This window comes from Sphingomonas montana (assembly GCF_001956315.1).
Classification (GTDB): Bacteria; Pseudomonadota; Alphaproteobacteria; order Sphingomonadales; family Sphingomonadaceae; genus Sphingomonas_R; species Sphingomonas_R montana.
In genome coordinates, this window is sequence record NZ_KV887144.1 from 245,398 (window position 1) to 265,483 (window position 20,086).

Annotated in this window: 18 protein-coding genes; 7 read left to right on the forward strand and 11 right to left on the reverse strand. The window is 66.7% G+C overall.

Annotated features, from left to right (window positions below; translation table 11 throughout):
* Positions 1-121: 121 nt before the first annotated feature.
* Positions 122-658: an RNA 2',3'-cyclic phosphodiesterase gene (thpR, locus tag BKY59_RS05900; protein ID WP_076069425.1), complete on the forward strand. Its 537-nt coding sequence runs from the start codon at positions 122-124 to the stop codon at positions 656-658.
* 53 nt (positions 659-711) lie between these two features.
* Here the strand turns inward: thpR and BKY59_RS05905 are convergent, their stop codons facing one another.
* A complete protein-coding gene (locus BKY59_RS05905) occupies positions 712-1,599 on the reverse strand; it encodes a LysR family transcriptional regulator (protein ID WP_076069427.1) in 888 nt (295 codons plus the stop codon).
* Between the two features lie 101 nt (positions 1,600-1,700).
* Here BKY59_RS05905 and BKY59_RS05910 point away from each other — a divergent pair, with 101 nt between their 5' ends.
* A complete protein-coding gene (locus tag BKY59_RS05910) occupies positions 1,701-2,801 on the forward strand; it encodes an aldo/keto reductase (protein ID WP_076069428.1) in 1,101 nt (366 codons plus the stop codon).
* A 581-nt stretch (positions 2,802-3,382) separates the two neighbouring features.
* Here BKY59_RS05910 and BKY59_RS05915 read toward each other — a convergent pair.
* Positions 3,383-4,057, reverse strand: coding sequence for an SIMPL domain-containing protein (locus BKY59_RS05915; protein WP_076069431.1), 675 nt, complete (start codon positions 4,055-4,057; stop codon positions 3,383-3,385).
* A 495-nt stretch (positions 4,058-4,552) separates the two neighbouring features.
* Between BKY59_RS05915 and asd the strand changes: the two genes are divergently transcribed.
* Positions 4,553-5,419 (forward strand): archaetidylserine decarboxylase, encoded by an 867-nt coding sequence (gene asd / locus BKY59_RS05920; RefSeq protein ID WP_076069432.1) that lies wholly within the window; start codon positions 4,553-4,555, stop codon positions 5,417-5,419.
* Positions 5,420-5,715: 296 nt separating this feature from the next.
* Here the strand turns inward: asd and uxuA are convergent, their stop codons facing one another.
* Positions 5,716-6,885, reverse strand: a complete 1,170-nt coding sequence (uxuA, locus tag BKY59_RS05925; protein ID WP_076069435.1) for a mannonate dehydratase — start codon at positions 6,883-6,885, stop codon at positions 5,716-5,718.
* Positions 6,886-7,542: 657 nt separating this feature from the next.
* Between uxuA and BKY59_RS05930 the strand changes: the two genes are divergently transcribed.
* From BKY59_RS05930 to BKY59_RS05940, 3 genes are all read left to right on the forward strand, one after another.
* The gene (locus tag BKY59_RS05930) at positions 7,543-9,966 is read left to right on the forward strand and encodes a TonB-dependent receptor (RefSeq protein WP_129586215.1); all 2,424 of its coding nucleotides are present in this window, start codon (positions 7,543-7,545) and stop codon (positions 9,964-9,966) included.
* A 206-nt stretch (positions 9,967-10,172) separates the two neighbouring features.
* Positions 10,173-11,015 carry a DUF3667 domain-containing protein gene (locus BKY59_RS05935; RefSeq protein ID WP_165374800.1) on the forward strand — a complete coding sequence of 281 codons (843 nt, stop codon included), beginning with the start codon at positions 10,173-10,175 and terminating at the stop codon, positions 11,013-11,015.
* 15 nt (positions 11,016-11,030) lie between these two features.
* Positions 11,031-12,689: a TPM domain-containing protein gene (locus BKY59_RS05940; RefSeq protein WP_076069442.1), complete on the forward strand. Its 1,659-nt coding sequence runs from the start codon at positions 11,031-11,033 to the stop codon at positions 12,687-12,689.
* 94 nt (positions 12,690-12,783) lie between these two features.
* On the opposite strand, the gene BKY59_RS05945 is transcribed toward BKY59_RS05940, so the two are convergent.
* The 8 genes from BKY59_RS05945 to BKY59_RS05980 all read right to left on the reverse strand — a co-directional run bounded on the left by BKY59_RS05945 (position 12,784) and on the right by BKY59_RS05980 (position 19,247).
* Positions 12,784-13,404, reverse strand: coding sequence for a F0F1 ATP synthase subunit B family protein (locus tag BKY59_RS05945; RefSeq protein WP_076069445.1), 621 nt, complete (start codon positions 13,402-13,404; stop codon positions 12,784-12,786).
* 17 nt (positions 13,405-13,421) lie between these two features.
* Complete coding sequence (locus BKY59_RS05950) at positions 13,422-13,913, reverse strand: F0F1 ATP synthase subunit B family protein (protein ID WP_076069448.1); 492 nt, start codon at positions 13,911-13,913, stop codon at positions 13,422-13,424.
* 61 nt (positions 13,914-13,974) lie between these two features.
* Complete coding sequence (locus BKY59_RS05955) at positions 13,975-14,202, reverse strand: F0F1 ATP synthase subunit C (RefSeq protein WP_076069450.1); 228 nt, start codon at positions 14,200-14,202, stop codon at positions 13,975-13,977.
* Between the two features lie 42 nt (positions 14,203-14,244).
* The gene (locus BKY59_RS05960; protein ID WP_206362020.1) at positions 14,245-15,018 is read right to left on the reverse strand and encodes a F0F1 ATP synthase subunit A; all 774 of its coding nucleotides are present in this window, start codon (positions 15,016-15,018) and stop codon (positions 14,245-14,247) included.
* 39 nt (positions 15,019-15,057) lie between these two features.
* Positions 15,058-15,375 carry an AtpZ/AtpI family protein gene (locus tag BKY59_RS05965; protein WP_076069455.1) on the reverse strand — a complete coding sequence of 106 codons (318 nt, stop codon included), beginning with the start codon at positions 15,373-15,375 and terminating at the stop codon, positions 15,058-15,060.
* Positions 15,376-15,518: 143 nt separating this feature from the next.
* Positions 15,519-15,893 carry a YdbL family probable chaperone protein gene (locus BKY59_RS05970; RefSeq protein ID WP_240499974.1) on the reverse strand — a complete coding sequence of 125 codons (375 nt, stop codon included), beginning with the start codon at positions 15,891-15,893 and terminating at the stop codon, positions 15,519-15,521.
* Positions 15,894-15,906: 13 nt separating this feature from the next.
* The gene (locus BKY59_RS05975; protein ID WP_420822078.1) at positions 15,907-16,056 is read right to left on the reverse strand and encodes a YnbE family lipoprotein; all 150 of its coding nucleotides are present in this window, start codon (positions 16,054-16,056) and stop codon (positions 15,907-15,909) included.
* 65 nt (positions 16,057-16,121) lie between these two features.
* Entirely contained in the window at positions 16,122-19,247 is a 3,126-nt protein-coding gene (locus BKY59_RS05980) for an intermembrane phospholipid transport YdbH family protein (protein ID WP_083671902.1), read from the reverse strand.
* A 116-nt stretch (positions 19,248-19,363) separates the two neighbouring features.
* Between BKY59_RS05980 and radC the strand changes: the two genes are divergently transcribed.
* Positions 19,364-20,047 carry a RadC family protein gene (radC, locus tag BKY59_RS05985; protein WP_076069463.1) on the forward strand — a complete coding sequence of 228 codons (684 nt, stop codon included), beginning with the start codon at positions 19,364-19,366 and terminating at the stop codon, positions 20,045-20,047.
* Positions 20,048-20,086: the final 39 nt, after the last annotated feature.

Genomic DNA, 20,086 nt, shown 5'->3' on the forward strand with positions numbered 1-20,086 from the left:
ATGACAGCAATCCATGCCTGCCGCATCGCCCGACGTCGCGCACCGCGGCGCTCCTCACCCGACATGCCGCCTTCCTGGCGCGAGGTACTGGCAGGTCGGACCGAAATAACAGGTAGCCACTATGCCCCACCGCCTCTTCATCGGCATCCGGCCACCCGCCGCCGTGCGACAGGTACTGATCGATACCATGGAGGCGCTGGATGGCGCACGCTGGCAGGACGATGAGCAACTGCATCTGACCCTGCGCTTCGTCGGCGAAGTCGAGCGCGAGGTGGCCAACGACCTGGCCGCTGCCTTGGCAAGCATCGCGATGCCGTCGTTCGAGTTGGCGCTGGACGGGGTGTCGCATTTCGAGCGCAAGGGCTCCCCGACCGCGATCTGGGCGAAGGTACCGCCCACAGCCGAACTCCTGCGGCTGCGGACGAAGATCGATCGGGTTTGTGACCTGACGGGACTTGGCTGCGAAACCCGGCGCTTTACCCCCCACATCACGATCGCGCGCCTGAACCGTCACACCGGCTCGATCGCCGACTGGCTGACCAGACACGCCGACCTGCGTGACAGCTGGCAGGCAGACGCGTTCAGCCTGTTCGAGAGCCATTTGCTGACTTCCGGCGCGCAGTATGAAATCGCCGCACGTTACCCGCTTCAGGCCTGACCCGATCTCTTCGCCCGGGCCTGCGGGCACCCGCACGGAGACGCAGGCGACGGTCAGGCGCGCATCGCGTCGACAAAGGCCCGGAACGCTGCGGTTGGCTGCCGCCGGCTCGGATAATAAAGGTGGTTCGGCGGGAGGGTCGGCGCCCAGCCGGCCAGCACCTCGACCAGCGTGCCGTCCGCCAGTTGCCGGGCCACGTGCGGCAGCGGCAGGCATCCGACGCCCAGCCCCGCCACGGCGGCGTCGCGCATCACGTCAACGTCATTGGTGGTGAAGTCGCCGCGGATCGCGCGTGCGAACGCGCGCCCACCCTGTTCGAAGTCCCAGCGATGAACGACGCCCGACGAGGTATGGCGATAGCAGAGGCAACGATGTGTATCGAGATCGTCCGGACCCGTCGGCGGCAGCCGATCGGCAAGGTAGGCCGGTGCCACGACATAGACGAGCGGAACGGGAGCGCTGATCCGCACCGAGATCATGTCGCCCTGCAACGTCATCGCATGCCGCACGCCGCAATCGAAGCGGTCCGCGACGATATCGACGAACCCGTCTTCCACCACCAGTTCGACCGCAACATCCGGGTAGTCCCGCGCGAAACGTTCGAGGCGTGGCAGGATCGCATAAACCGCCGCAACGCGGTGCGCGCTGACCCGGATGTGACCGACCGGCTTGTCACGGTCGTCGTCCAGGTCACCCAGCGCCTTCTCGACGGAGTCGATCGCCGGCTTCAGGCTGAGCAGCAGTTGCTCGCCCGCGCGGGTCGGGGACAGCGACCGGGTGGTCCGGTCGAGCAGGCGTATGCCGAGCCTGGTTTCGAGCGACCGCATCGCATGGCTGAGCGCCGAAGCGGACAGGCCAAGCCGCGTCGCGGCCCGCGCGAAGCTGCCCGCCTCGACGATCGCCGCGAATACGGCAAGACCGGACCATAGCTCGCGATCCATTGCTGAACATCCTTCAGTGACCCATGCGCCCGTAGCCGTCTAATTGCCGGGGCTCATGGCGTCCATCTTGGGCGGCATCATCACTACCGGGATGCTTGTCGATGAACCTCGAAACCTATCGCCCACTTGGCCACTCCGGCCTGCTCGTCAGCCCGCTGGCGCTGGGCACCATGACCTTCGGCACCCCGCGCTGGGGGCTGGACGAAAGCGGCAGCCGCGCCGTGCTGGACCGCTACACCGAGCTCGGCGGCAATTTCATCGATACCGCCGACGTCTATGCCGGCGGCCGGTCGGAGGAGATGATCGGTGCCTTCGTCGCCGAACGATCGGCCCGCGACCGGACGGTGATCGCCACGAAGTCCGGTTTCGCGACCGGCCGGGGATATCACGCAGGCGGCAACGGCGCGCGCCACGTCATCGCGGCGGTCGAAGGCTCGCTCCGCCGACTTCGGACGGATTTCATCGACCTTTACTGGGTGCATGTGTGGGATGGGATCACGCCGGCCGCGGAATTGCTGCGAACGATGACCGGCCTCGTCGCCGCGGGCAAGATCCGCTACTGGGGCATGTCGAACACCCCAGCCTGGTTCGTTGCGGAAATCGCGACCCTCGCCCGGCTGCAGGGCTGTCCGGGGCCGATCGGCCTGCAATATTTCTATTCGCTGGTGGAACGCGGCATCGAAAGCGAACATGTCCCGCTCGCGCTCTCGGCAGGTATGGGGATCATGCCGTGGAGCCCCCTCGCCTACGGCCTGCTCACCGGCAAATATGACCGTGCGACCGTCGAGGCCGGACCACAGCGCCGCGGTGGCGTGCCCAATCAAGGCGTGACGGATGGCGCGACCCGGCCCGCGGACGACAAGCGGCTCGACGGCGACAATCCGTTCGGCGACACATTGTTCACCGACCGGAACTGGCGGATCCTCGAGGTGCTGAGGCAGGTCGCCGCCGATCTTGGCGAGACACCGGCGCGTGTCGCGCTGGCCTGGGTCGTCGGCCGGCCCGGCGTTGCCGCAACGCTGATGGGTGTCAGTCGTGCCGAACAGGTCGGCGATAACGCGGCGGCACTGGCCCTGATCCTGCCCGAAGAACAACGCGCCACGCTCGACGCCGTCAGCGCCGATCAGGCATTCCTCTACCAGCTCTTCAAGCCCGAAATGCGCAACCAGATCATTTTCGGAGGTGGCGATGTCCGCACCTGATTCCCCCGCAGTGGCATCGTGCACCAGCGGCACGGCCAGCACCGACCAACTCTCGCGTGCGCTAGGCTGTCCGGCGTTCGGCGCGGGCGACGAACGGCACGACCAGCACCACCACTACTATCAGCGGCGAGCATGATTGGCGCGATCGCTTCCAGCGGGTCTCGCCAGCGCCCGCCCCTGCGTTTCCCGGCACGGCGGCCACATATCGCGTCCTCGTCTGCTTTACGAAAAAGCTGGCCGAGGCGCGGTACTCGCGATCGATCTTGGCGACATAGGCCGCGATGTCATCCGATGCCGCGTCTAGAACCCGGTCGCGGATCGCATGCGATGCACCTGAGTCACCGCGCGGTCATTAAGGAGCCCTGATGGTATGATGCACGACCAGCGCCAGCACGGCGCGGCGGGGCGATCCGCGCGTAGCATCGTCAGATCCTGTCTCCGGATCCTGAGGGAGAGGCCAACCGCAACGATGCCCGAGGTCCGCTGGAACGCCCGGTACAGCCGACGTGACGGCACCAATCATCGACGAAAGTGGCCGGACCGAGCCCAAAAGGGACGTCGAAGTCGGCAGGCAAGACTGCTCAAGGCGCAATGGCGTAGGTGACGAGGACTTGAGCCCTGGTCTCGATCGGCGTCGGCTTCAGCGCTATCACCATCGGCGAGCGCACCATGGGTGGGGCCACCACATATTCCCGTGCAAGCGACGCTGTTAACGCTGTCCCGTCATAGCCTGCCTGATCGCGAACGGTGACGATCGAACCCAGGCGCAGGCCCGCGCCGCTCGCCAGCGCTGCGGCTCGCCGGCCGGCGACGGCGATGGCCGCGGCGTTGGCTCTGGCTTGCGCCGCTTCGGGGTCCGACAGTGCGAAGCCTTGCACACGCGCGTCGCTGGCACCGAGGCGCGAGGCCAGCCCCGCCGCCGTCGCGGACTTGCCGACCGCGCGCGTGCGTACGCGCAGCTGCATCGTCGCGATGAAGCCGCTCACGGCGCAATCGCCGGTGCTGAGGCGTGGCTGGCTGCCATAACCCCGCGCGTCCGCGCAGCTGCTCGCCCGCGCCTCGATGATGACGACGTTACTGGCGGTCAGCTCGCTGTCTGAACCGAGAAACCCCCTCAACCCATCGGTAACCGCCTTCTGCTTTGCCGCGATCATGGTCGTGGCATCATCGGGCGCAGGCCCCTCACCCCGGAGATATATGTCCAGCACGGCGATATCAGGCACCGTCTGGACAATCCCTGACCCGGTGACCTGCATGGTGCGCTCCGGTATCGCCTGCCGCGCCCGTCTTCCTATCGACCGTCAGTTCGGGGCGACAGACTGCGGCCTGTGCCGCGATCGCCTCTTCCGGTGGTTCGTCGCTTCCGCTTTGAGCGCAGGAGGCGACGGCAAATGCGCCTGCGAGCAGGATCACAACCGATCGACCGCACAGTGTCTCCGCGTGCATTCCGACGTCCCCCGGCGTTGTCCATCGACGCGCCCGTTATTCCTGACGCCGCCGCTGGCCGCACGACCCTGCCGGTTGGTTCCCCCCGATCTTGCGTCGGTCACCACGCCCTATTGGAGACTCCCATCCCGCCGCACGCGAAACCGTCTGGATCGGCTTGTGGTAAGGCGGTACGCCCGTCTCGATCGGAGGCCGCGCAGTCATTATTTGTCCGCCTGGCCGCGCGTGAACCCGCCGTCGCGCTTGCGGCTTTCAAAGCTCGACCGGTCGGCGCATCGTTGCGACAGCGTAGTTTCGAGGTTCCGATGTCCGATCGTCTGAAGATTTTGCTGCAACATGCGCTGCCCAAGCGCCGCCTGACCATTCTGGCCGGCCGCATCGCCAGCGCGCGGGGCGGCACGCTGACGACCCGTCTGATCCGCTGGTTCGTCCACACTTACGGCGTCGATATGCGCGAGGCCGTCGATCCGGACATTGGCAGCTACAGGAGCTTCAACGACTTCTTTACCCGCCCGTTGAAAGCCGGCGCGCGCCCAATCGCCAACGCCGATTTCATATGCCCGGTCGACGGCGCGATCAGTCAGTTCGGCGCCATCGACGATCACCACATGGTGCAGGCCAAGGGCCACCGCTTCACCACCACGGCGCTACTCGGCGGCGACGCCGCGCTGGCCGCCCAGTTCCGCCACGGCAGCTTCGCCAACCTGTATCTGTCGCCCAAGGACTATCACCGCCTGCACATGCCCTGTGACGGTACGCTCCGGCGGATGATCTACGTGCCGGGCGCGCTGTTCTCGGTCAATCCGGTGACAGCGCGCGGGGTGCCGAACCTGTTTGCCCGCAACGAGCGGGTCGTTTGCATCTTCGAGTCGGCGGACCATGGTCCGTTCGCGATGGTCCTGGTCGGCGCAACCATCGTCGGCAACATCGCCACCGTATGGCACGGCGTGGTCAATCCGAAACGCACCGGCGCGCCGTCCGAATGGACCTATGCCGACCGGGACATCGTCCTGACGCAGGGCGAGGAGATGGGTCGCTTCCTGCTCGGCTCGACGATCGTGATGCTGTTCAGGCCGGGGGCGGTCGTCTTCGACCAGGGCTGGGCACCGGAACGGTCCGTGCGACTCGGCGAACGAATGGGCGATCGCGGGGGCGACGCCGGTCCACCGTAGTTCGGGCATCGCTTCATAGGGAACAGCGGCCGCGAAGACTTCATCGGTGAACGGGCTCCGTGACGATCGGAGCGCGTTCTGCGGGCTCCACGACCCGGTCGAGCATCACATGATCACGCACCCGGGCTGTCCGCCACGCATGGGAAAGGCGCCGTTGCCCGACGGGGTGTCGCGTCACGCCGCTCGTCTGAAAATCAGCGCGCGTCGCTATCGCCGTGCGGGCCGTTAACCGGGAACGATACCTTCCCCGCATAAGGCATGCGCGCGACTGCACGTCATCGGGTCAAGGGGGCAAATCATGCCAACATGCCCGCTGCGTGTGCGATGCCGCGTTCCAGCCCACGCAGCTCGGCAAGACCGCGCATCCGGCCCAGCAGCGAATAGCCGGGGTTGGTACTGCGCCCCAGATCGTCGAGCATCTGGTGGCCGTGATCCGGGCGCATGGGGATGCTGCGCTGCTCCTGCTCCGACAGCCGGTGGATCGCGGCCATCACCGCCGGCATGCCCGCGTCACCGGCCAGATGCCCGGCCTCGTGGAATGCCCCGTCCGGCTCGCGCTGAACGGACCGCAGGTGCAGAAAGCCGATCCGGCTGCCCAGCCGATCGACCATTCCGGGAAGGTCGTTGTCGGCCCGCACGCCGAACGATCCGGTGCACATGCACAGCCCGTTCGATGGGTTGGGCACCTGTGCGAACAGCGCGGCCACATCTGCCTCGGTGCTCACGACCCGCGGCAGGCCGAAGATCGGAAAGGGTGGATCGTCGGGGTGGACGACCAGCCGGATACCCAGCGTGTCGGCCAGCGGACTGACCGCCTCCAGAAAAGCGACATGATTGGCCCGCAACCTACCGGCGTCGATCCCTGCATAGCTTTCGATCGCCTGTCGGAACTGCGCGGTGCTGAACCCCTCCTCGCTGCCCGGCAGGCCCGCGATGATCGTGCGTTCCAGCATCTGGCGCGCCGCGTCGTCCATCGCGGCAAATCGCGCTTCGGCCGCCGCGAGCGTGGCATCGTCATAGCTGTCCTGCGCACCTGGCCGGCGCAGGATGAAGATGTCGAAGGCGGCCACCGCCACCCGCTCGAACCGCAGCGCGCGGGCTCCGTCGGGCAGTGTCCAATGAAGGTCCGTCCGTGTCCAGTCGAGCAGCGGCATGAAATTATAGGTAACCACGTCGATGCTGTTGGCGGCCAGGTTGGTCAGGCTTTGCCGATAATGATCGATCAGCCGGTCCCAGTCCGCAGAACGCGTCTTCAACCCTTCGTCGACAGGAAGGCTTTCCACCACGCGCCAGTCGAGCCCGGCGGCCGCGATCATCGCCTTGCGCGCCGCGATCGCCTCTGCGGTCCATACCGCGCCGTTCGCCACCTCGTGCAGCGCGGTCACAACGCCCGTCGCGCCGGACTGGCGTATTCCATGCAGGCTCACCGGATCGTTCGGCCCGAACCACCGCATCGTCTGCGTCATCAACACGTCACTTGCCTTCCTGACTTCGCGCAGCGCCAGCGGTCCGGGCGCGCAACATATTCCTACGCAAGAACAGCCGCCACCTATGCAGACATGCCGGCCATGCCTTCGACGGTGTCGACCCTTATAGTTGCCGAACACGTTCGCGCACAGGGTGACGCGCGCGCCGCCGACCAACCGATTTCGAAACCGCCGATGCAGAAGAACGCGGCCGCGACGCCGGGCAACCCGGCCAGCCGATGCCTGCCCCCCGATCACGCAGGCCGGCACGACCAGCTGCAATTTTCGCTCGTAATGCAAAGGCGTCCGTCAGCAGCGGTGCCGCTACCGACAGTCTCGACCGCGCAACTCCATCAAGCCGGTCGACGCGCTTCGTTTCCCCCCGAGCTGACGGCGAGACGTCCCCGATGACCACGTACCATCGCGGTCCCGGACGCGATGCCCGGAAACCGGATCTGCCTTGATCGAAGGCCACGCGCTGCGAGCATTTGGCAGGCCAAATCGATCCGCTGTTCGCAAAGTCGGCGCTGTAACGAAGCAGCAACAGTCACGTCACCGAAGTGACGCGAACGCCCCGCTACCGCGCACAAGCAGTGCCGGAAAGGCACGAATTCAGGGGGTTCCATGTCCGTCGCTTCTCGTTCGATTCTGGCCGTTATGCTCGCGTCCACCGCAACCATCGTCCAAGCGGCGGACGTTCCGGCGACCGCGGCTGACGCGTCGTCCGCGGTTCCGGGCGATGAGGCGGCGAATGGCGAAGCCGCCATCGTCGTGACCGGCCGCGTGACCCGGTCGGTCGCAACACTGGAGGGGCCGGAGATCCAGAAGATCCTGCCCGGCATCAGCCCGCTGAAGGCGATCCAGACACTGCCCGGCGTCACTTTCCTCACAGCCGATCCCTGGGGCAACAACGAACAGAATATCTCGCTGTTCATCCACGGTTTCAACCAGCAGCAGCTCGGTTACACGCTCGACGGCGTGCCGCTGGGCGACCAGCAATATGGCAACTATAACGGCCTGTCGCCGCAGCGCGCCGTGATCTCGGAAAATGTCGGCCGGGTCACGCTGGCGACCGGCGCGGGCAATCTCGGAACACCGTCGACCAGCAATCTCGGTGGCACGATCGATACGTTCAGCAGCGATCCCGCGGCCGATTTCGGCATCCGCGCCGCGACGACGATCGGTAGCCACAATGCATTTCGCGCCTATGGCCGGATCGACAGTGGCGACATCGGTGGCAACACCCGTCTCTACGTGTCCGGCGTCCGGCAATATGCCAAGGCATGGGACTTTAACGGCAAGCAGAAGGGCTGGCAGGCGAACGCCAAGCTCGTCCACACCGACGATAGCGGTACGTTCACCGGCTACTTCGCCTTTTCGGACAAGCAGGAACCCAATGAGGACGCCACCTCGATCGTTGTGCGGCCAGCCACCGGCACAACCGCGGCCGTCGATAACCGAGGTGTCGCGCCTTACATCCGGCCGTTCCTCTATCCGGACTTCCGCGGTGCCGTCGCCTATTTCCAGTCGCCAGAATATGCCGCGGTCAACGCCGCACCGGGCGCCAACTACCGCAACTATTACAGTGCCGCCCTGCGACGCGATTATCTTGGCTATGCCAAATATGACCTGAACGTCGCGGATGATGTGACGTGGTCGAACCAAGGCTATTATCACCACAATAGCGGCGTGGGCATTGTCGCCGGACCGATCACCGCGGCCGGCCTGCCGTTGCTGTTCTCCTTCTACTATCCCGGAGCCGCGGGCAGCAGCCCGACGTCGGCGACCAATCTCGCGCGGTTGTCGACCATCTTCGGCGGTGCCGGCATCGCGACGCGCACCACCGAATACCGGATCGAACGCTACGGCGCGATCAGTACGCTGCGCGCCGAGATCGGCGATCATGACCTGGAAATCGGCGGCTGGTACGAACATCAGCGATCGTCCGCCTACCGCCGCTGGTACGGGCTCGACGTGAACAACCCGTCCGATCCGTACAGCCGGCCCGAAGACTATGCGACGCCGCTCATCACGCAATATGGCAGCCAGATCCGCGTGAAGGAATATCAGTATCACTTGCAGGACGCCTGGCACATCACGCCGCAGCTGACGGTTCAGGCCGGCTTCAAAGGTACGATCCAGGACGCGCGCCAGGCGGTGCCGGTCCAGCCGATTCCGGGTTCGTTCACCGGATCGCGCGAACTGCCCGTCGGCCGGATCAAGACCGAACGCTGGTTCCTGCCGCAGGTCGGCGGCATCTGGGATGTGACGGGCAGCGAACAGCTGTTCTTCAATGCCCAGAAGAACATCCGCCAGTTCCAGACCAGCGCCGCCGCGGGCCTGTCGCCCTTCGCGCTCGGCAGCCAGACGCTGTTCGAATTCTTCAAGGACAATACCAAGCCGGAAACCAGCTGGACCTACGAGGCCGGCCTGCGCACGCGCCATCAGGTCGACCTCGGCCCGCTGACCGCGATCGAAGGGCAGATCAGCTATTATCACGTCGATTTCAGCAACCGCCTGCTCGCGATCAGCCCGAACACCACGATCACCGCGATCGCCAGCGGTGCGACGATCCTGCAGAATGTCGGCAGCGTGAAGACCGACGGCATCGATGCTGCCGCGACGCTGCGGTTCGGCCCGACATTCTCGCTCTACAACGCGCTGTCCTACAACCGCTCGGTCTATCAGGACGATTATGTCACCGGTACCGCCCTCACGGTCGTGCCGACGTCCGGCAAGAAGGTGCCGGGCAGCCCCGAATGGCTGAACAAGACGGTTGCTACGCTCAACGTCGCACCGGTCGAGCTGCAGCTGATCGGCGACTATCTGGGCAAGCGTTACGCCACGTTCACGAACGATCTCAGCGTCGGCGGCTACTATACGATGTCGGCGCGCATCGCGGCGGATATCCCACTGAGCACCGGGCTGTTCGTTCGCAAGATGACGGTCGCGCTCAACGTCACCAATCTTACCAACAAGCGTGCGGAATCCACGCTCAGCATCGGTGCCGCGTCGGGCACCTACAACTTCTTCCCGCTGGCGGACCGTCAGGTGTTCGGCACCGTCAGCGTGGCGTTCTGATGAAAAGGCCCGCCGGTGACCCACGATTGTTCGTGAACGGCGGGCCAGTCAACCGGAGCGACGGGAGGTAGCGCCGCCAGCGGCCGAACGATGGCTTCGGGTTAGAAGGGCTGGCGGGAAAGGTCGTGCCCATCGTCGATAGAACGGCCGTTCCCCCACCCCATGCGCATATGCTAGCCCGGCTGACCGTAAAGGCGGGAGGGGAAATGCCGGACCTTCGCAGCAGGATGGACGCCATGCTCGGCAAAGGCGGGGCGCCCGATCCTGCGGTGTCCGCGGCCGCGGTGTCGAACGCGTGGTTCCAGCAGAAGACATGCCGGAACTGCGGAAAAGCGATGGCGGACACTTATTGTGGCGGTTGCGGGCAAAAGGCGGCGCAGCGGTTCGTGTGGCGCGATATCCGTACCGAATCCTGGGATCGACTTCGCCTGTTCGAACTGAAATCGGTGCAAACGCTCGGCAGGTTGGTCGTTGCCCCCGGCACGGTCGCCCGCGACTATGTGCTGGGCCGGCGCGCCGCCTACATGCACCCGCTCAAGCTGCTCGTGGCCACCGTCGCCATCCTCGTCCTGCTGCTGGCCGGCAGTCAGTATTTCAGCGTCTATGCCGATGTGGATCGCGATGCCGTGGTCAAGCGCATGGCCAGTCAGGTGCTGGCCTATTCCAACTGGAGTTTCTCGCTCGGCATCCTGGCAATCGTCGTCGCGGCGCGGCTCACGTTCCGCAACCGGCTGCGCTACAACATGATCGAGGTGACGGTCCTTGCGATCTACTGCCAGTCGGTCGTCCTGGCGTTCATCAGCGTGAACCTGCTGCCGACGCTCATATGGCACGATCCGGATACCATCCTGGCACATAAGGCAGCATCGCAAGTCTATGTTCCAGCACTGAAGACGCTGGTCGTCGCGGTCGGGTATCGTCAATTCTACCTGCTCTCCTGGCGGAGCGACTGGCCAAGGCTGCTTTCGGCCTCCATGATGTTCCTGGCGATCAACTGGGTGCTACTGCGGGTCTACGCATGGGCAATCCTCTGGCTGGTCAACCGCTGACGAGGAGACGGCGACATGCGGAACCTGCACCGCGCATCGATGACTGCCGTGGCAGCGCTGCTGACCTGTGGATGCGGCCAGGCGGACGACGCCAGCAGGACCGCATCCAGCGCCGCGCGGGTCGAAGCGATCGCGTCGACCCTGCAAGCCTGTTCCTATGACGGAAAGACGCTTCAGGCCGACGGGTCCGCACTGACCGGCGGCGCGCCCCGCGATTGCGCCAGTGCCGTGACGCGGATCATGGGCTACACCGGCCTCCCTGCCAATTTCGTCGTCGTATCCGGCCCTGTGCCGAACGCGGCGGCGGTCATCCTGCTGGACGACAAGCGGGTGCCGCGCCGGGTGATCGCCTTCAACCCGGAATTCATGCAGGCGGCCGAGGCGCAGGTGGGTGGCAGCGTCTGGGGACCGATCAGCATCATGGCGCATGAGATCGCGCACCATCTGTCGGGACATACGATCGTCCCGGGCGGCAGCCGTCCCGAGATCGAGCTGGAGGCCGACAAGTTCAGCGGCTATGTCCTGCAGAAGATGGGCGCACCGCTCGCCGATGCGCAGCGCATGATCCTGACCGTCGGCAGCAATCATGGCTCGCCGACGCATCCGGCGAAGGACCGGCGTGCCGCCTCGATCCGGCAAGGCTGGGCGGAAGCCCGCGCCCAATCCGGCGGACTGGACTGCCGCAGCGGCAACGCGCTTGCCGCGTCCACGCGCATCGCGTCGGGATCGACCGGTGCCGCCGTCACTCCCGCGGGACCGACCCCGCCCTCCGCCGTCACCCCGCCGGTCGCCAACGCGTCCGTTCCCGCGCGCACCCTGCCGACCCCGGGATCGATCCCGTTCAAATATGGCCGCTTCATCGTCGACGAGACCGGGCGGCTCGACCCCGCACGCGTCAGAACGATGGAGCAGCGGCTCTATGGCTTGGCGAAGAACGCCGGCGTCGAGATGAGCATCCTGGTCGTCAACGACCTGAAGGGCCTGTCCGCGAATGACTATGCCTGGGCGATGATGCGCCAGCTTCGGGTCGGGAAGCTCGATGTCGGCAACGGTGCCGTCGCCGTCGTCGCCCCCCGGCAACGTCAGGCCGCCGTCGCGTTCGGGCCCGGTCTAGCGAAGGAAGCTGAGTTCTCCGACCCGAACAAGCAGTTATTGCAATGGATCGATGCGGCATGGCCGAACTGCGAGGACGCCGACGGCTGCGCCGGCTGGACCGACACGCTGTTCAGTCCCTTCAACGGCACGCTGTTCTGGGCGGAACGCAGCACATGGACGATCGAGTATCGAAGTCTCAGCGCACTGCTGGATCACTATGACGCGGTCGATGCCGAACGGCGGCGTACGAAGCGCTCGCTCAACCCCCAAACCGATCTGCCCAACGGCAAACTGGTTCGGGTGGCGGGCCGGATCACCAGCCTCAGATCCCCGACCGGGTTCGGGCAGGCGAACGCGCGGCTGCTAAGTGGGAAGCTCGGCTACACGGCCGTCAGCATGACCACCGATGACGGTCATGACCTCGTCCTGTACGTCGCACCGCGGCTCGCGCCGCTCATGCCCTCCGGCGCGCTGAAGAACGGCGCCCGATATACGGCGGTCGGTCGGCTACACAGCACTGGCGACAAGGCCAGCAAGCAGGCGTCTACCATGTGGCTTTTCAGCTACGACGAGATCTGACCCATTGTTCTCAAACGCGTGGCCCGGATAAGAGCGGCAGGGTGGCCACTCGGATCGTCTGACATCCTAGACCAATCTATCTGAAACGATCCGGTCAGTTCAGGCGGGCGCCGTCCAGGCCAGAGATTGTCCGGTCGACCAGCCGCTTGTCGATGACGGCATCGTGGCGTTCGCCGATCAACATCGCGGCGGCGGCGGCCGAAGCACTCGCGGCGCGGGCCCGGACTTCTGCGACGGCGGCGCGTTCGGCAGCGGTGATCTTTTCCTCCGCCATGCGGCCGCGGCGTTCGATCAGCAGCGTCGCGTCGGCCTGCGCCTTGGCGACGATATCTTGCGCATCGACATGCGCCTGCGCTACGATCGCGTCCGCTTCGGTCGCGGCGGCGGCGGCGCGGGCCTCATATTCGACCTTCAGAGCCTCCGCCTCGGCGCGCAACTGGCGCGCCTCGTCCAGCTGCGCCCGGATGCCGGTGATCTTGCGGTCGAGGGCACTGCCGATCGCGGCGGGCACCTTCTTCCACAGCATGATGGCGATCAGTACCAGCATGGCGAGCGCGACCCACGCCGTGCCGTTCATGCCCAGCGCGGTCGGATCGGCATGCGCCACTTCCGTCCCTTCGCTGAACGTCGCACCGACATGCGTCGGGGACAGCCCCTCCACTTCGGTGGGATGGGCCAGATGCTGCGTTACCGCTGCGGATCCTTCGGTGCTCATCTGCTGTCCTTAGGTGGTCAAGCCGCCAGCGCGGAACGAACCGCACGGGTGGCATCGTCCGGCGCGACTTCCGCACCGGACAGGCGAAGGACGATATCGCGCGCGGCATCGGCGGCGACGCCTTCGATCCCGGCCAGCGCGCGGTCGGTGACGGCCCGCAGGTCCGCCTCGGCGACATCGGCCTTTGCAGAAAGTTCGGCGTCGGCCGCCTTCACGCGGGCTTCGGCGGCAAGCACGGCATCCGCCTTTGTACGCTCGGTCTCTATCCGGGCATTGTTCCGGGCCGCATCCATGCGGGTCCGATAGGCGTCTTCCGTCGCATCCGCAGCGGCGCGTGCGCTGTGTGCGGCGGCCAGGTCGTCGGCGATCCTGCGGTCGCGCGCATCGACGGTCGCTTCGATCTTGGGCACCATGCCATTACCGATCGCGAAATAGATGATCGCGAAAATGACGAGCATCCAGAAGATCTGCGAGGCGTAGGTCGCAGCGATCTGTGCGATCTGTGGCATCTGGTCATCCTGTCAGGGGTCGGGAGCGTGCCGATCGCACGCCCCCGGGTCGGTCATAGGCTCAGACGGCGTAGACCAGAACCATCGCGATCACGAACGCGAGCAAGCCGAGAAGCTCCGCCGCGGCGAAACCGATGAACAGGCGACCCTGCTGACCGTCGGCAGCCGACGGGTTGCGCAGGGCACCCGAGAGGAAGGCGGCGAACACGTTACCGACACCGAGGGCGGCAAGGCCCACGCCGATGGCAGCAAGACCGGCACCGAGCAGCTTTGCGGCGACTGGATCCATGATAAATTCCCTTTTCAACAGTAGATTGGACGTGGACGAAACTCAGTGAAGATTGACGGCGTCGTTCAGGTAGAGCGACGTCAGCAGCGCGAACACATAGGCCTGGATCACGCAGACGAGCAATTCCAGCGCCGATATGCCGACCATCAGGATGAAGCTGGGCCCGCCGACCAGGATGCCCCAGCCGAGACCGGCACCGCTGGAATTGATGATGAAACCCGCCAGCACCTTCAACAGGATGTGCCCCGCGGTCATCGCCACGAACAACCGCAGCGCCAGGCTGAACGGCCGCACCATGAACGAGATCAGTTCGATCACGAACATCAGCGGGATCATCAGCTTGGGCGTGCCCGACGGAATGAACAGCGAGAAGAAGTGGAAACCGTGCCGCGCGAACCCGACGACCAGCACGGTGCCGAACGCAAGCAGCGCAAGTACGCCGGTGACCGTGAAATGACTGGTCGACGTGAACGGATGTGCGCCCGTAATCCCGATCGGCAGCAGGCCGAGGATGTTCGACAGCAGGATGAACATGAACAGCGTGAAGACCAGCGGTACGAACCGCTTGCCTTCCGGCCCGACGTTCGTCGCGATCATGCCGTTGATGAAGCCTGTCACGCCCTCGACCGCGGCCTGCCAGCGGCCGGGAACCAGTTCACGCTTCATGCCGCCGAGCATGAAGCCCCAGAGGCAGACGAGCGTGATCACCATCCACAGGGCGGAATTGGTGAACGGAAAATGCCAGTTCATCGTGCCGAACAACGGCTCGACCGTGAACTGGTGCATCGGATCGATCTTGCCGCCTTCTGCCGCCACGTCTGAACCCTTAGTTAGCATGCGACGAGCGCCCGGAAACTACTCCGGACGCTCGTTCGAAATCCGTATGATATTCCTGAAGGCGACGCCGATCCCGAGGACCATCAACACCAGCAGACCCCATGGCGCGCTATTGAACCAGCGGTCCAGCAACCACCCGATCAATGCGCCACCGGCCGGCCCCGCGATCAATTCGGCAAGTACGCGGTTCCCCTGGGAGTATCCCTTCGTGGAAGCGCGTTCGGACTTGCCGGTCCTGATCGATTCGGCCCGATGCGCCTGCTGCAATCGCTCGTCGAGCGACGTCAGCCGGTCATCCACGCCGGTCGGGTCCTGCCCGGGATCGCCTGCCGCCACGTCGTCACCCTCCTATCCAGAAGCGCGCACGACATTGTCGGCGAGCAGCCCCGCCAAGGCCCGGTTCCTTTAGGAAAGCGTCGGAACCAAGTCAACATGGCCGCGGACGGCACAAGTCGACGGCATCCCGACGGCGGCTGTCGTCAGCCGCAGATCGCCGGCAGGTCGATCGGTGCCGCCCCGCGCGTCTGCCAGCCGCCGCCGGTACGATACTTCTGACCGGGTGCGACGCGCTTGGCGAGCTGGTCGCAGCCTCGCGCCGCCGCGACTTCCTGCACGGTGGCGTTCTGCTTGGCGGCGATATCGGTATAGATTGCGCGCCGCTTGATGTTCACCGCGTCCACCGCCGACTTGACCGCGCTGGACGGCGCGGTGACGAAGCCGAGATAGCCGTCCGCCTGTTCACCCACGTCGCCGCTGGCGCGCGCCGATGCGACCACGCCGTCGTCATTCTGCGCCAGGGCAACGCCCGCGCCGCCCATGGCGACCAGGAGGCCGCCTGCGATCAGGATCTTCATGCGCCGCTTCATCTCAGAACACTCCCGGATATTGCTGGTCCAGATTCTGCACGTCCTTGCGAAGGCTGACCACCACCTCCTGACGGATATTGACGTTCAGGTTGATCTCGATTGGCTTTTCGGGTGCCTTCACCGTGATGCACCCGGCCAGCAGCACTGCCATCGCCGCACACATCACACCTGTGCTCCGTCGGGTCGTCCGGCGTCCGTTCTTCGTCATGGTCGGGCTCATCGCACAGGTTCGCTTTCCTTGGGCTGAACGGGGGCGGACCCCGGCAGGATTTCGGCGGGCGGCGGCATCGCCTGGCGGATCAGGCCGCGGGGATCGTTCAGCGATTGCGCGCTGTTCAACAGGGCGCGAAACGGCGCCTTGATGACGATGTTGAACCGGAACGGCAGGTTGGCAAAGGAGGACAGCAACCCGTTTCGGCGAATCGCTTCCTTCGGGGTCTGGTTCGTCCCGTCGAACACCACCTTGCTGACCAGTTCGCCGTCGAGCGCCCCGTCCAGCAGGATCGTCAGGTCGCGGTATCGCATCCGTTTCAGCGCATCGAACGCCAGCGCCCCGAACCGGCCGAGCTTCGCGTTCGAGATTTCGCCGACATAGGCGAGCGTCCCGCCGCCGGGCCGCACCGACAGCCGCCCGCCCGCGATCCGCCCGCCCCGGTCGTCGAACGTCATTGGCAGCACGCCGTCGAACGTTCCGGTGACGGCAATATTCTCGAACCCGAACTGCTGCACGAACTGCGCGGCGTCCATGCCCACGATGCGGAATGTCATCCGCCGTTCGGTCGCGCCGCTAAAATCGAGCAGGGTCGGCTCCAGCGTCAGTTCGCCGTTGGAAAAGGGCCAGCGCCCGCCCTCCACCTGCACGCGACGATCGGGCAGCAGGCGGTAGCGGACGACGCCGTCGCGCACCGCGATACCGGGGTTGATTTCCACAACGGTGGCGATCTGTCCCGGTGCGGTGCGCAGGTTGAGCAGATCGTCGAACATGAGTTCGGTCTTCAACCCGGTGACCGGTCCGAACGCGGCAGCCAGATCCATCGATTCGGTTCCGAACCGGCCGGTGCTGGTCACGCCCTGCCGATTCCAGGCGATGTTGCCCTCTCCAGTGACGACCCCCTTCACATTGGCGACGACGCCCAGCGTCAGCCGGGTCAGCCGTTCGGGCTGGAACGCCGGATCGAACCGCAGCCCGGGCACGATCAGCCGCGCGGTGCCCGCCCCGCGCGTCAGGTCATGCCGGATCGCGACATCGGCGACGGCCACGCCATCCGTAGGGGTCTGCAAGCGGCCGCGCGCCACGATGCGGTTTTCACGGAGCGCCAGGGCAAAATCACGCGACAGCAGCGGCACGAACCGTGGATCGGCCTGCGCGTCCGACACGGTGACGGCATCGCTGTCGACGCTTAACGCCCCGCCCATCAGTCGCCAGCGGCCGATGCCCTCGGTCAGCAGCAGCGGCACCGCCATGATCCGACCGGACAGTCCGGCGAAGCGCCCGCCGACGCCGCCCGTCACGAAATCGCCTGCGAACCGGTCGATCGCGATGCGCATGGTCGGGTCGGCGGCCGGCCCGATCGCGAAGGACAGCGCGTCCGCCGTGAAGTCCGGCCCGGCGATGTCGAACGCCACCGCCCCCGCCGCGATCCGCACCGGCGACCCGCCCAGCGTGCCGGCCAGCACCGGACCCGCGATCCGCCCGCCCCCGGCGATCCGCCCGTGGGGCGCGCGCGACAACAGGCCGATGTCGTTCGGACACAGCGTCGTGCGTGTCGCCCCCACCGTCAGGCCGGACAGCACAAGCCGATCGAACGCCAGCGGAACGCACTCCGGATCGACGACGAACGATCCGCCGCGCCCCAGCCGGCCCGTGACGGGCAGGCGAAGGCTCGTGACCGTCCCGCTGGCGACCGGGCCGGTCATGGTCGCGACGGTATCGAAGCGGGTCGCCCCCGGCGCGACCTGGAACCGCACGGGGGTCAGGTCCAGCGTCGCCCCGCCTGCGGCGTAGCGGGCGATGCGCATCGTGCCGGTGATCGGCGTATCGACCCCGGCCTGCCGCACGGTCGCGTCGACGGTCGGCAAGCCGCCGCCCGCAAGCCGCACCCGCCCGTCCAGCCGCGTGCCGCCGGTCGTGGGATCGACAGTCAGCCCAGCGCCCTCCGTCAGGACAAGCCGGGCGCCGCTCGCCGCGTCCGCCGTCAGCCGGCCGATCCGCAAGGGTGCCGCCCGCCCGCCCGGCGCATAATCGATCGTGGCGGTCGCCTGAAACTGCGCGGTGGCGCGCGCCGCCGCGGTCGTCATCGCCGTCAGCACCGGGGCAAGCGGCGTCCCGCCCCCCGCCCGTCCGGCCGCGGCGATGGCGGTGCGCGTCTCCGCCGCGACCCCGCCGTCGGTCAGCCGGAGGTCGCCCTGTATGCGCGTCGCCGGACCGACTCCGTAACGCCCGTCGAACCGGATCCGCCGGGCCGTCGCGGCGGCCGTCACGACGTCGTGCCCGACTACCGCCAGCGTGCCCTGCGTCCCCTTCGCGGTCCCGTCGAAGCCGACGCGGCCCGCCATCCGGTCGATCCGGTTGGATCCGGACCGGACCTGTGCGACATCGACGAACGCGCCGCCCGTCCAGCGGTCTAGCGCGGCGCTCAGCGCCACGTCGACCGTCGCGGCGGGGCGCGTGATCGTCAGCCTGTCGCCGCACGTCACGCCGTCCGCCGCGACCGGCCCGTCCAGGACCGGACGACGGGCGGTGATCGCCAGGTTCACATGCGCGCGGCCCTGCCGGATCAGGCAGCCGGCCACGCGCAGGTCCGGCGCCGCCACCGCCATCCGCCCACTGAACCCGTCGGACAGCCGCCCCGACCCGGTAATCCCGAAGCCGACGACACCGCCGGCCGTCTCCAGCCGGATCGCCGCATCGTCCAGCGCGACGCGCAGGTCCGGCAGCGCGAACGGCTGACCCGACGGGGCGGGCAGCAGCCGGTCGACCGCGCCCAGCGTGACCCGTCCGTCCACCAGCCGTCCGCGCAGCCGGACCCGACCGGCCGCGATCGAAGCCACATACGGGCCATTGTGGCCGATCGCGATCCGGATATCGGCATGGTCGGCGGTGAGGTCCGGCCGCGCGGGATCGCCGATCCGGATATTTTCGAGCCGTTGCCCGCCGATCCCGAACCGCGCGATCGTATAGCTGGCCGTCACCCCGCGGCGGGCCAGTTCGGCATCGATATAGTGGGCCGCGACGTCCTTGCGCTGCGTCCACACGCCGGCGATCGCCAGCGCGATCAGGCCGGACGCCGCCGCCACGGCGATTCGGACGCGGCTGCGTCGGCGGGCGGGCGGGGCGTCCATCCCGTCCGCGTTACCCGCCCGACCCTGAACGGTTCCAGTTCAAACATGCCGGCCCGACGCTTTTTACCGCAAAGAAGCGGGATGCCATCGCACCGATCCGGCGCTACACCCGCCCCATGATCGCCCCTGCCGATGATGCGTCCGGACACCGCGCCCGCCTGCGCAGCCGCTTGCTCGAAGGCGGGCCGGAGGCGTTGCTGGATCATGAGCTGGTCGAATATCTGCTCGCGCTCGCCATTCCGAGACGCGACACGAAGCCGTTGGCCCGCACGCTGCTCGCCGAATTCGGCAGCATCGGCGCGCTGCTGAGCGCCGATCCGGCCACGCTGTCGCGCGTCGAGGGTTTGAGCGAGGGGGCGGTCGCGGCGCTGAAGATCGCCGAGGCGTCGGCGCTGCGCCTGCTGCGGTCGCCGATCGCGAACCGCCCGGTGCTGTCCAACTGGCAGGCGCTGCTCGACTATCTGCACGCCGACATGGCGCACCGTGCGACCGAACGGGTTCGCGTGCTGCATCTGGATACCCGCAACAAGCTGATCCGCGACGAACTTGTGTCGGAAGGGTCGATCGACCAGGCCGCGGTCCATGTGCGCGAAGTGGTGAAGCGCGCGCTGGAACTGAACGCCGCGGCGATCATCCTGGTCCACAACCACCCGAGCGGCGACCCGAAGCCCAGCCGCGCAGATATCGCGCTCACCCGCGACATCGTTGACGCGTGCCGACCGCTGGGCCTGGCGGTCCACGATCACATCATCATCGGCAGCGGTGGCCATTCCAGCTTCAAGGCGCTGGGCCTGATCTGACCGCGCGAACGGGGCGTTCCGACGACGCTGTTCCCGCTT